Source organism: Paenibacillus sp. RRE4, assembly GCF_031844205.1.
GTDB lineage: Bacteria > Bacillota > Bacilli > Paenibacillales > Paenibacillaceae > Paenibacillus > Paenibacillus xylanexedens_B.
Map to the genome: position 1 here is coordinate 382,607 of NZ_JAUZUT010000001.1, position 12,153 is coordinate 394,759.

General features: G+C 44.7%; 11 protein-coding genes. All 11 read left to right on the plus strand.

What is annotated here, in order from left to right:
- Positions 1 to 79 precede the first annotated feature (79 nt).
- The 11 genes from Q9R46_RS01675 to Q9R46_RS01725 all read left to right on the plus strand — a co-directional run bounded on the left by Q9R46_RS01675 (position 80) and on the right by Q9R46_RS01725 (position 11,389).
- Positions 80 to 2,158, plus strand: coding sequence for a phage tail tape measure protein (locus Q9R46_RS01675; RefSeq protein WP_311278717.1), 2,079 nt, complete (start codon positions 80 to 82; stop codon positions 2,156 to 2,158).
- Positions 2,159 to 2,857 (plus strand): LysM peptidoglycan-binding domain-containing protein, encoded by a 699-nt coding sequence (locus Q9R46_RS01680; RefSeq protein ID WP_311278718.1) that lies wholly within the window; start codon positions 2,159 to 2,161, stop codon positions 2,855 to 2,857.
- 13 nt (positions 2,858 to 2,870) lie between these two features.
- Entirely contained in the window at positions 2,871 to 3,881 is a 1,011-nt protein-coding gene (locus Q9R46_RS01685; protein WP_311278719.1) for an XkdQ/YqbQ family protein, read from the plus strand.
- Positions 3,882 to 3,887: 6 nt separating this feature from the next.
- On the plus strand, positions 3,888 to 4,145 hold the full coding sequence (locus Q9R46_RS01690) for a DUF2577 family protein (RefSeq protein WP_311278720.1): 258 nt from the start codon (positions 3,888 to 3,890) through the stop codon (positions 4,143 to 4,145).
- Positions 4,146 to 4,192: 47 nt separating this feature from the next.
- Positions 4,193 to 4,555 (plus strand): DUF2634 domain-containing protein, encoded by a 363-nt coding sequence (locus Q9R46_RS01695; protein WP_311278721.1) that lies wholly within the window; start codon positions 4,193 to 4,195, stop codon positions 4,553 to 4,555.
- A complete protein-coding gene (locus tag Q9R46_RS01700) occupies positions 4,548 to 5,606 on the plus strand; it encodes a baseplate J/gp47 family protein (RefSeq protein ID WP_311278722.1) in 1,059 nt (352 codons plus the stop codon). The genes Q9R46_RS01695 and Q9R46_RS01700 overlap by 8 nt, the downstream gene beginning before the upstream one ends.
- Entirely contained in the window at positions 5,603 to 6,148 is a 546-nt protein-coding gene (locus Q9R46_RS01705; RefSeq protein WP_311278723.1) for a putative phage tail protein, read from the plus strand. The genes Q9R46_RS01700 and Q9R46_RS01705 overlap by 4 nt, the downstream gene beginning before the upstream one ends.
- Complete coding sequence (locus tag Q9R46_RS01710; RefSeq protein WP_311278724.1) at positions 6,148 to 8,796, plus strand: hypothetical protein; 2,649 nt, start codon at positions 6,148 to 6,150, stop codon at positions 8,794 to 8,796. The genes Q9R46_RS01705 and Q9R46_RS01710 overlap by 1 nt, the downstream gene beginning before the upstream one ends.
- A gap of 12 nt (positions 8,797 to 8,808) precedes the next feature.
- Complete coding sequence (locus tag Q9R46_RS01715; protein ID WP_311278725.1) at positions 8,809 to 9,318, plus strand: hypothetical protein; 510 nt, start codon at positions 8,809 to 8,811, stop codon at positions 9,316 to 9,318.
- 220 nt (positions 9,319 to 9,538) lie between these two features.
- Positions 9,539 to 10,081, plus strand: a complete 543-nt coding sequence (locus Q9R46_RS01720) for a phage holin family protein (protein ID WP_311278726.1) — start codon at positions 9,539 to 9,541, stop codon at positions 10,079 to 10,081.
- A 318-nt stretch (positions 10,082 to 10,399) separates the two neighbouring features.
- Positions 10,400 to 11,389: a glycoside hydrolase family 25 protein gene (locus Q9R46_RS01725; RefSeq protein WP_311278727.1), complete on the plus strand. Its 990-nt coding sequence runs from the start codon at positions 10,400 to 10,402 to the stop codon at positions 11,387 to 11,389.
- Positions 11,390 to 12,153 lie beyond the last annotated feature (764 nt).

The following is a 12,153-nucleotide window of genomic DNA, read 5'->3' on the forward strand; positions in this document are numbered from 1 at the left end:
AGGTCCGGGTGGAGGAAGAGAAGAAAGAGCGGGCGAGAAGCCGCATTCGGAAGAAATAATGGAGAAAGGAGGGAAATCAATGTCGGACACAAGCATAACGGTAATCAATCCTCCGACAATTAATAATCTGATCAATAATTTGAATCTCGTCCAGGTGAAAACGACAGAAATTATCAATAATTTCAACCAGATGAATCAAATTAACTTGAATCAGTTTAATCAAACCAATATTGCCAATCACTTTAATCAAGTGAATCAACAGATGAATGTAACCATTAACTTGATGGAAAAGTTGGAGGATACAGCTGATGATACAACGGATAAACTCGGAGATAACTTAAGTAAGCTCTCCAAGTGGCTACAGATGATAAAGTCGGCTGGAAGCATCGTGTTAAAAGCGGCCGCTGAAGAAGAAGACTTTAAATATCGTTATATGGTGGCTGCTCAAGATCCGGTAGTTGGTGAAGGTGTTTATCGTAAATTCCGAGATCAGGCTTCTAAAAAAGGCCAAGATGTGAATGATTCACTTAAGGCTTCCCTTGGTTATTTGCCAATGGCACAAAATACAGGACAAGTAGAGCAGCTAAATGACCTTACTGCACGTTTAAGTATGTTGTCACCCGATGGCAAAAGTCTGTCGGATGCTTCTGGAGCCATCCAAAGCGCTATGAACGGAGATAACGGTGATTTGACAAGTCAGTTTGGTATCTCCGAGAGCGCATTGAGTGGTGCAGGTTTGGAGGGATTTATTCAAACGAAAGATTTGGATGGCTTTATCCAGGGCTTGCAGTCGGTTCTTGAAATGCAAGGTTATACTCAAGAAGCATTTGATACGATGCTGGATTCCCCATTGCAGAAATGGACTGCTCTTGTGAACCAGTTCAATGGCATCCTATCTGAGATCGGTACAAAAGCGTTGGAGGTACTTTCTCCAGTACTTGACCGACTGAATGAAGCGATGAGCTCAGGACAGTTCAGCAGTTTTATTGAATGGATTGGTGGAGCATTTGCGATCATCGCTCAGGTCATCGCCTTTATTGTTGATGGATTCATCAATTTCGCTACAGCTGTGCAAGAAAACTGGGATATTATTGCGCCTATTTTGACTGCAATCGCTGTAGTTCTGCTAGGTAATCTTATTATTAAACTTGGTGTTGTTATAGCTCAGTTTTTGATGTTGGCAGTAGCTAATTGGCCTATTTTACTTATAATTGGTGCTATTGCAGTACTTATCTATATTTTGCAAGCGTGTGGATTCACCGCTGGAGATATGGTTGGAACGATAATTGGTTACTTTTATATGGTCTATGAGCATATGAAATCAATTTTCGCATCCATTCTGAATTATTTTATATCTTGGGCCGAGTTCGTCATTAATGTTTTCAAAGAACCGACTTATGCTTTTAAAAAGTTGTTTGCTGACATGGGGCTTATTGTTTTACAAATCTTATACAACATAACAAAAGGGGTAGAAGATTTCGCAATAGGATTCAAGGATCAAATTAATTGGATAATTGAGGGTATTAATACAGTTATACCTTATCTGAATAAAATTTTTGGTACAGACTGGGGTGGAATTGAACTTGTATCAGATAACAATATTCACTCGATGAGTGAGAAGATCAAAGGACTAATGAATGATCTTGAAGATAGTGTTCCTGAGAATAAAGAAGATGTTGTTAAATTATGGAGAATGGATGCATCAGCAGATTATAAGAATTCGTTTGACCTAGGGTTTAAGAAAGGCCATGACTTGATGGATAACACTAAAAATCCATTTTCCCAAACTTCTGATGAATTGCCCGGGGGCTTTGGCAAGGACTTTAAACCCAAAACACCTCCTATGCCACCGATGCCGACAGCACCTACCCCCACCAACATGAACAATATGAGTAACCTCAACAAGATTAACAATATCGGACAGGTGGACAAAATCGGTGATGTAGATGGCACGGTGGACGTAACGAGTGAGGATCTGAAACTGATGCGTGAGCTTGCCGAGATGCAGGCTATTCAGCGTTTCGTCAGTCTGACGCCAACGGTGCAGGTGACGACAGGGGATATCAATAGCGGACATGACGTGGACAGTATCATTAGCAAAATTACCGAAGAAATGAACAGTCAGATCGTCTCCGGTGCCCAGGGGGTGTATGGATAAGTGAGTTATTCGATACAGCTTAGCTTCAACAATCGCGCGGAATATATTTTTTTCCCTGTTATACCGGAGAGTATTGAGTTTTCAGATGCAGGGGACGGGAGCACGTTTAACGTTAGTCGTCTAGGGGAGGTCAATGTGATTAAATCCCCCAAACTACGCGAAGTCAGCTTCAGCGGCATTTTTCCGGCAGATTACAGTCCATACCATTACAAATATGACGCAACAGACCTGAATGTAAAGAATGAGTTTTACCGTGATCCCTACGAGTACGTGAAAGATATCATCCGCTGGATGCAGACAGGGCGCCCCGTCAGGCTAATCTTTTCCAGTGCAAGATACACGGTCAACATGGCCGTCTCCATTGAGAGCTTCGATTGGAAGGAGACAGCGGGTACGGTGGGCGACGTGCAATATGATATCAAGCTAAAGCAGTACGTTTTTTATGCCGCCAAAAAAGTAGTACCCCTGAAGAACAGTCAGAACAAGGCTGATGCTTCAAAAACGAAAACCAAAGCCTCCCGGCCGGATGAAAAAGTAAAACCGAAAACCGTCACCTTGAAAGCCGGAGACTCTTTATGGTCTGTTGCCAAAGCTCATCTAGGTGATGGAGCACGCTGGAAAGAGTTGCAGAAGCTGAATGGCATCAAGGATGCACAGCTCAAGAAGCTGCCCGTTGGACTTGTCATCAAGCTTCCGTGAAAGGAGAGACGATATGCAACAGGAAATCCATCTGGACAACAGGCAGATCCTTGAGAAGGAACAGCTATTGCTGGATGACAAACAGGGAAACATCTGGGACATCAGCGACATTGCTGGCGAAATTACGTATAAGACTTCACGTATCGGCAAGCCATCCTCTCTCGAATTCACGTTGATTAAGGGTAGCTTGTTTCAGCATCGAAAGTTTAGCTATGAGAATGGTTATGTAGTGAGGTACACCCATGGAAAACAGGGAATATTTTACGGATATATCTTTTCTGTCGACAGTGGCAAGGACGAAAAAGTAAAGATCAAAGCCTATGACCAGACAAGATATCTAACCGCAAATCAGACGTATAAGTTTGTTAACGCAACTGTAGCGGATGTCATTAAGCGGATTGCAACGGATTTCCAGTTAAAAATAGGAGATTTGAAGCAACCCATTTACGCTATTCCGCGAATGGTTTTTGATAATAAAAAGCTGATTGATATGATCTGCGAAGCTCTGGACAGAACGCTGATTTATGGCGGGAAAAACTATATTTTCTACGATGATTTCGGCAAGCTTGCCCTTCGTGATGTAGAAGAGATGCCCTATGGTTTTGTTATTGGGGATCATAGTCTGCTGACGGATTATAGTTATACACGGTCGATTGACGATCAGACATATAACAAAATCAAGTTATACCGGGATAACAAGGATACGGGCAAACGTGACACGTTTGTGCATCAGGATTCAAGCAGCATCCGTCAATGGGGGCTGCTTTTTTTGTACCAAAAGGCAGATGACGGTTTGAATAAAGGCCAGATCGATGACATGTTGAAAACGCTAATGACCTTGCGTAACCGGGAAACACAGAAGTTAAAGGTGGATGCCCTGGGCGATTTCAAGGTGAAAGCCGGAAGTTTTGTCAATATTCAGATCGATGAATTGAAGATCAATCAATATTTTCTGGTGGACGAGTGTACGCACAAGATACAGGGGGGTGTGCACACCATGTCCCTGGATTTGAAGGTGGTGTAGCCATTTATGATGCTTGATTTAATTAAAAAGGCGGCAGTAGCCGCCGTAGATGCCAAATCTCCCGTACAGATTATGTACGGAACTGTGACGAACACGCACCCTTTGGAGATTACCGTGGAACAGCGGCTTGCGCTGAGCGACCCTTTTCTTGTGCTCACGGAATCGGTGGCACAAAAAAACTGGATGTTCGGTGAATCGGCCTTATTGCTACGTGTGCAGGGCGGGGACAGTTACGTGGTCTTGGATCGGCTGGTGAAACCATGATTCCACAAGGTTCTCAAATTGGAGAAGACAATCAGGAGGAGGTTTCGGTGCTTCCTAGCCTGACCTATGTGTTGCAGGCTTCTGGACAACGGATTGGCAGGCTTCAGTTGGACGGAAAAGAAGCGGTTAAGCAAGCGGTGTACAAAGCGTTATCCACACGTCGTTATGAACATCTGATCTATTCATCAGATTATGGCATGGAATGGTCTTGGGGAGGCATTTCCGGGAGAGCCATGGTTGAATCTGAATTAGAACGCTGGATTCAAGAAGCATTGCTTCCGGACGACCGGATTTCGGAAGTCACTGAATTTGAGTTTGTTCATGAGCCGGATGGCGTCAAGGTTTCTTTTACGGTGGCAACAGATTTTGGCAACTTCAGGCAAGAGACGGAGGTGAACATAAATGTATGAACAGGAGACTTTTGAGGTTATTTTGAGCCGGATGTTGGATAAAATTCCGGATGGTGTGGATAAACGTGAAGGAAGCATTATATACGATGCTCTCGCTCCAGCAGCCGTGGAGATGGCCCAGATGTATATTGAGTTAGATATTAACGCCAATCTGAAGTTTGCCGATACCGCTTCAGGTGAATATCTGGATCGTGCGGTAGCATGGTCAGGTATTACTCGCAAACGGCCTACGAAGGCACACTGGTCTGCCAGCTTTCAGGATCAAGAGGGCAAACCTGTAGAGGCTCCAGCGGAGAGTCGTTTTTCGACAGGAGAACGGGTGTATAGAGCGGTAGAGCGAATCGCCGCAGGGCAATATGTGCTCGAATGTGAGATTGCCGGTGCGGAAGGTAACGAGTATACCGGGACACTGTTACCCATTGATTACATTGCAGGCCTGACCATTGCGAAATTCTCCAAACTGCTTGTTCCAGGGGAAGACGAGGAGACGGATCAAGCCCTGTATGATCGTTATCAGGACAAAGTTTCCCGTCCGATCACAAGTGCCAACAAGTATCAGTATGAGCTGTGGGCGCGGGAGAATTCGGGAGTTGGCAAAGCGAAGGCCTTTCCGCTCTGGAATGGTCCCGGTACCGTCAAGGTGGCATTGTTAAATAATGAGATGCACTCTCCTGCGGAGGGAGTGATCGAGGCCGTGCAGCAATACATCGATCCTTCGCAGGATGGCATGGGGGAAGGGGCAGCACCCATCGGTCCGGTTGTCACCGTCGTAGGGGCGGAAGAAGTTCCAATTCATATCGAGGTGCAGGTTACGCTCGCATCAGGATCAACATACGAGGGTGTGAAATCCTTGATTGAGACAGGGGTTACTGCGTATCTGAAAGAGTTGGCGTTTGCTGATCCGCTCGTTCGCTGGACACGGATTGCCAATGTCATACTGGATATTCCGCCCGTGATCGATTATAGCAATCTGCTGGTTAACGGCGGCATGTCCAATCTGGAGATTACACCGGGAGCTGTCGCTGTGCTTGGGACGGTGAAGGTGACGTGAGTAAAGCAGATATACTGATGAATCTTTTGCCCCCGCTCTACGAAACTGTGCTGGAGATGCAGTTGCTGACACAGACAGAAGGGGCTGAGCTAGATCAGATCGTAGCTGGTGTGGAGGATGTATTGCAACAGTTTTACCCGGAATCCGCAACGTGGGCGTTGGAGAGATATGAACAGGATCTGCAGATTCCGACCAATCGTGCCAAACCGGACGATCAACGAAGGTCTGTCATCATCTCCAAAATGCGTGGCAGCGGTAAAGTTTCAGGGTCCATGCTCAAAAATGTAGCTCAAGCGTACGAAAACGGGGGCATTGATGTATCCGTTAATCCAGGCGAGTATCGCATCTTGATTCGATTTATCGATACATTGGGACTGCCGCCCAACCTGGACGATCTGAAAGCAGCAATTGAAGATATCAAACCGGCTCACATGACCGTCGAGTACCGTCTGCGGTATCTGACCATTGCCGAGGTCGAGAGCATGACCCTTAGTGAGATGGAACAAACCCGGCAGGATAAATTAGCAGGAGGTGGAGCGTAATGAGTGAACCAAAGACACCCAATCTAGGGTTGAATAAAATCGATCGTTCCTCACCGTCAACAACCTACTTTGATCTGGACAAATATCTGGATCAGAACTGGGAGAAGATTGATGATTTTGCCGATCAGGTGGGGGAAAAGACTGAAGAAACAGCAACGAAGGTAAGTAGTTTGCAAGAGAGGTTGGATACAGATAAACGAGAAACTATTACATTACAGACAGGCGTAAATGTAGTAAGTGCTAATCAGGAGGCAGCGTTTAATCTCTCGAGCATTAAGGGGAGAACATTGGTTAATTTGCTGGGGCGTGCTGGAGGTTGTGAACAAGCAAGCTTAGTAAACTCCTATCAATCTACAATAACAGCTGATACATCTAACAAAGTACAAGGAAATCAATCTTTGAAAATTACGACAACGGCAACGCCAGCAGGAGCATTATCGATATCTCCTATTAATTTAAAATCAGGGAAGTACTATATTGTTCTTTCCTCAGCAAAGCTGATATCTGGAGAATTGATAGGTATGTACTTAAATGAGCTTAACCCGAACAAAGGGATGGTTACATCAAGTAATAGTAAAAGATTCAGCACTTTATGGGGAGCATATAGCATTTCGACCGATATTAGCACTTTTTTTGTTAGTCAAGTTGTTGGAGCTTCTGGAAGTTCCGGGTACATTGATGCGATTCGACTTTATGAGATTAGTGCCTCGGAGTATGTTGCACTCGAAAATATGACGGAGGAGCAGATTGAACGTAAATACCCTTACGTTGATAGTGTTCAACCAGTTTTGAATCCGTATGCCATTCGATCTGGACAAAACTTATTACCGCCATTTTATGAGTGGAGTGAGACAGCAATAGCAGGTCCAAGTGAGATCGAGGCACCCTACCAACTGAAAATGACAAAGGCAAGCGGTACGGTAGGTTTTAGTAATTTCATTTGTACTGTAAACGTGGCTCCCGCTACGGAATATACGTTTTCAACTACTGTAGACGTGACTAACTTTGGTGGCAATGGAGTAGCTGGAGTTTATTGGAATGGATGGTACTACGATGAAGATAATAATGCCATAACGTCATTTAATAAGCCTCCCTATGCAAAGGCAAACGGGAAGTTCACATTAGGGAATAGCTTTAAAACCCCTGATAACGCGAAGAGTGTACGTATTGTTATCGGTTTTGATAGCGAGACAACAGGAACTGCAATTTTTAAAAATCCGTGTTTAAACTTAGGTACGTCAGCAATGACCTTTAAACCACGTGAAGACTCTTTTCTCGCACTACAAACTGAACTATACGCCAATCCAGATACGGGAGAAAACCCTGATAGCGTTTTTGAGCGTGATGGTCAGTATTATAAATTGGCGAAGTGGCGTAAGGTTAGGTTGGGTGCTGACATCAATTTTTCATTGTGGGGGGGGCAGAATGGTTTTAAGGTTGTTAATGCAATGCTTCCGGGACCCCCAGCCGTTGACGGATCAGGTACGCTGACGAAGTATCAAGGTAAAGTGATTAAAGAGACAGATTACGTTACTGTAAACAGCGCAACGGATAATTTAAATATCGGTTCATCTGGTGCTAACGGGGTATTCGATAATTTTCAGATTTCTATTTCAAGCGCGGATAGTGGGTGGGGAGACAGCTATACTAACCTGACCTCTGATGAAATTAAGGCTTATTTCATGGGATATTTTATGTATACAGCTGGACAAGACCCGAATAACAATGGAGCCGGGTATAATGGGTCTGGAACTAAGGTATGGACACCATTACTGTCCAAGAATTCACAAATTTTTTTTACGACAGTGCCAACAGTTCCAGCGCCAAACTGGACCTCATATCAACTTCTATACCAACTAGCTAAACCAATCGTTGAGCCGATCACGTCTGAGGGGCAATTGACGTTTATTGACGGAGATAATCAGGTTGAGGTAGGTACTGGGATTGTACTGCGTGAGAATGCGCCCGTAATCAAAAATCCGCCAGTAGCCGTGGCAATGGCTGATGCAGCACTGCCATCAAAATTCAAGGTTAAAAAGTTTATTAGAGGATACAAAAATGGACTATATGATCCTATGTGGTACGCCAGTAACCTCGGCCCTTATGGTTTGGAGAAAGCGCGTCTTGACTGGCCCAACTTTGATCCGTCAGCAGCCTACAGCGTCACATACCTGATGTTGGACAAGTATCCGGCTACTGATATTACTGGCACATACGCAAAGAATGAAAAGGCTCTGCTACTGGATACCGTCAAAACGTTGGAAGACAACACGACTCGGATTTCAGTGCTCGAAAGTAAGAAAGCCGAGAAGGATAACCCTGCATGGATAACGCCAACGTTAGTAAATGGGTGGGCGAATTACTCTGATCTGTATCAGCCTATTAGGTATTACAAGGATAGCATAGGAGAAGTCCATTTAAGTGGTGTGATTCGCGGCGGAGTAAACACAAGTGGGACTAGTATAACAAGGCTGCCTGTGGCATATCGACCTAAAAAGGCGATGATATTTAATGTTTTTACATCAAATAGTACTGCGCTTGTGTCAGCCTCAGTAGAAATCGCACCTGATGGAGTTGTGTACTTGGGATTCGCTGGAGGAAACACGTGGCTTAATTTAGAGAATATCTCGTTTCTAGCCGAACAATAAAGGAGGTTTACCATGAAAGCCGTACCTAAAGTAAATACAGAAGGCCTCTATCTGGAGGACGAATTAGTGGACGATGCCTTTAGTGGTGTCGTCCCTTTTTATGCCGAGCCTGAGCCTGTGATGTTTGATCCCGATCAGGCCGAACAGGTGACAATGCCAGATGAGGATAAGGAAGACGCGGAACAAGAGATTGCCGGGTATCTAGTCGGAGTGCCTGTTCCTGCTGGTCTGTTTCACCCCCGTTTCGATCTAGAAGCATGGGAAGCATACCAGGATACAGTACAGGACGGAGCACAGGAAACTTTTCCTGACCTTTGGATTGAAGGGCTGAGTCAGGAAGTAATTGAAGAATTGACTAAGCGGCAACCAGAAGAACCGTCCGAACTAGACCTTTTAAAACAGCGTCTTGCAGAATCAGAAGCGGAGAACAAACGTTTAGCTGAGGAAAGTAACGCCAATCAACTGGCCTTAATGGAATTACACAAGCTTGTGCTCAGTGTGGTACCGCCAAATCAGGGATAAATTTAAAGGTTTGCGATCCACTAGCCTGTGATGTTTATAAGGAGAGGTGAGACTATGCTAGCTGTATACGTAATGATGATTAATAAAAAATTGATTGAGCTACAACAAGTTCCAGAGAGTAGTCGAAGTCAGGTGGCTGTACTACTGGAATCAGCAAATATAGACGATTAAGGATAAGATAAGTTGTTTTAATGAATACACAACGAAAGGAGGTGAAGCTATGGAACGATGGGACACCCTATGGAAATGGGGGATTGCGCTGATGAGCAGCTCGGCATCCTACTTCTTTGGAGGCTGGTCAGGAGTGCTCGGCGTATTGCTTGTCTTTGTCATCTTCGATTACCTGACAGGTATCGCGGCGGCGGGAATGACAGGCAAGCTTGAGAGTAATATTGGACTGTTTGGCATCGCACGAAAGGTATTTATATTTGCAATGGTATCGGTGGCTCATCTGGTGGACGGTGTTCTGGGAGACGGACATTTGTTCAGGGATGCGGTGGCCTTTTTTTATATCGCGAATGAATTGTTGTCCATTATTGAGAACGGGGGTAAGCTGGGCGCTCCGATCCCGCCTGTCATTCGGCAGGCGATTCAAGTGCTCAAAGGAAAGGCGGGGGAAGATATGTTATCTTCTTCATTGCCACATATCCCTCCGTCGTTGGATCATTCCGAAGGCGAAAATAATCATCCTCCAGAAAATGAGCAACCCAAAGAAAAAGCCGCGGATCAAGAGAATTCAGATCATAAGAAAAGCACAGCGTAACAATAAGAGAAGCACCCAATACGGGTGCTTTCGCTTTCTTTACTTTCAATCGTCACTCTGTAATTATCTTGTTAATTCTTGATACGTAGTGATCTCATACCATTAAGGCTACATACTTGCCTATAGATTATTGATTCAGCTTAATAATAAGATCGTAGTAGTATTTGAGCTGTCCCAAATAGGAATCTCTTTCATAAGGCTAGCTCGGTATTCTGGGTCATACATCGTACAACAATGGACACGCACACAAGCAATCCTTAACCCGTCCGCATTAACTATATACAAACGGCAACTAGCCGAATAAAGGGTGTGAGAAATTTGCAAAATAGAACCCCGGGCAACACGCAGGGCATTGATGTCTCCAGGTACCAGGGGAATATTGACTGGGCCAAGGTGAAGGCAAGCGGCATGACGTTTGTGTTTATCAAGGCAACCGAAGGGCGAACGTATATCGATCCGAATTTTCAGAAAAATGTAGCGGGTGCGCTGGCGGTGGGCATGATGGTGGGAACCTATCATTTCTTCCGCGGAACGACTGTGGAGATTGCGAAGGCGGAAGCGGCACACTATGCCAATACATTGAGCCAAATTGGAGGAGCCAAAGCCCTACAGTTACCACCGGTTATGGATTACGAGAACAATCCTGGCAATCTGAGCAAAGCCCAGATGAATACGGTAGCCAAAGCCTTTTTAACAGAATTGCAACGTCTCACAGGTGTTAAACCGATCATATATACAGGCAATTCATTTGCCGGCAATTTCGATACTTCGTTGGGCTCTTACGATCTGTGGATTGCGCGCTACAGCACGACACGTGTGCCTGATGATCAGCCGGCATGGAAGCGCTGGACGTTCTGGCAGTATACGGATTCGGGCAAGGTAAATGGCATTAGCGGCAACGTGGATATGAATGAATTCGAAGGAACGGCGGCACAGCTTAGAGCGAGATATGCAATGGCTAATCCAAACCCAAATCCTACGAATCCAACAGAGCCCACCAATCCGACTAATCCCGGCAACCCGTCGAACCCGACCACACCATCGAATCCGAATCCACCAACTGTACCACCGAAGGGGGGCGAACCGATGACAGCCGAAGAAAAAGCCGCGTTTGATGCACTGAAAGCGCAGGTTGATCGTTTGCAAGCACGTCAGCAGATGGAAGTCCCTGTCTGGGCGAAGGCTGCTGTAGATGCAGCGCTGGCCTATGATGCCAAAAATCCGTTGTTTAGCATTGATAACGGCGCAAGCTACGATTTTTATCGTTTTATTACCGTGATGCACCGTAGAGGTTTGTTTAAAAAGTAAATGCTCGATGTAAGCCTCTATAGTTTTACTAGAATAGAACAGATTTGACTGTGGAGGAAAAGCAGGGAACATGAGCTATTTTGTCGAGCTATGTTCCTTTTTTGTACATAATGTCACTAATTCTGACGCGTGTAACAAAGTTGAAAACGTATGTCTGTAAATCTCTTGTCTATTTGGTAAATGTGATGTAAAGTAAGTTACACGAAAATGTTTTTCACCACGATTTAATACACAAACCTCCTCATCATGACAAAACCATAACATGAAAAGTTATTGTAGTGTCGATCTGTTCTGTTCTCTTTTCTACCCATAAATCGAATTAAATCCAATTCACACCTCATGAAGACAAACTCACGGTACAAAGTCCGAAGGCCAACATTTGTGCTCTATTTTTGTACCCATTCAAGGGCAGATTTACTGTTTCGAATTGACCTTGGTTCAAATAGATGCATCGCCATATCTCAGAATGCTAGAAGTTTTATACTCTAACGCTGCTGACCCGTTGATCTGTGTTTTTCAACGGTTCTACATTTGTCTTACTATCTCATTAGTCTAATTAACTTGTGTCCAAATTCTCAGCACTCTAACACAGGTATCACAGGCATATAAAGCCTTTAATGATTGATACAAGAATTTAAAGAGTTACAACTAGGGATTATCTGATGACTGGCTAGCATCGCCACCACATCATCGCACGCACGGCCAGAGGTACCGTTTTTCGAGCGCAATCATCACACACATTATGAGACAGGGAAGGGTGTTGT

What these genes read in the sequence shown, in the direction of transcription:
- Q9R46_RS01675 (WP_311278717.1), top strand. Translation starts at nt 80, where the DNA reads ATGTCGGACACAAGCATAACGGTAATCAATCCTCCGACAATTAATAAT.
- Q9R46_RS01685 (WP_311278719.1), top strand. Translation starts at nt 2,871, where the DNA reads ATGCAACAGGAAATCCATCTGGACAACAGGCAGATCCTTGAGAAGGAA.
- Q9R46_RS01690 (WP_311278720.1), top strand. Translation starts at nt 3,888, where the DNA reads ATGATGCTTGATTTAATTAAAAAGGCGGCAGTAGCCGCCGTAGATGCC.
- Q9R46_RS01700 (WP_311278722.1), top strand. Translation starts at nt 4,548, where the DNA reads ATGTATGAACAGGAGACTTTTGAGGTTATTTTGAGCCGGATGTTGGAT.
- Q9R46_RS01710 (WP_311278724.1), top strand. Translation starts at nt 6,148, where the DNA reads ATGAGTGAACCAAAGACACCCAATCTAGGGTTGAATAAAATCGATCGT.
- Q9R46_RS01715 (WP_311278725.1), top strand. Translation starts at nt 8,809, where the DNA reads ATGAAAGCCGTACCTAAAGTAAATACAGAAGGCCTCTATCTGGAGGAC.
- Q9R46_RS01720 (WP_311278726.1), top strand. Translation starts at nt 9,539, where the DNA reads ATGGAACGATGGGACACCCTATGGAAATGGGGGATTGCGCTGATGAGC.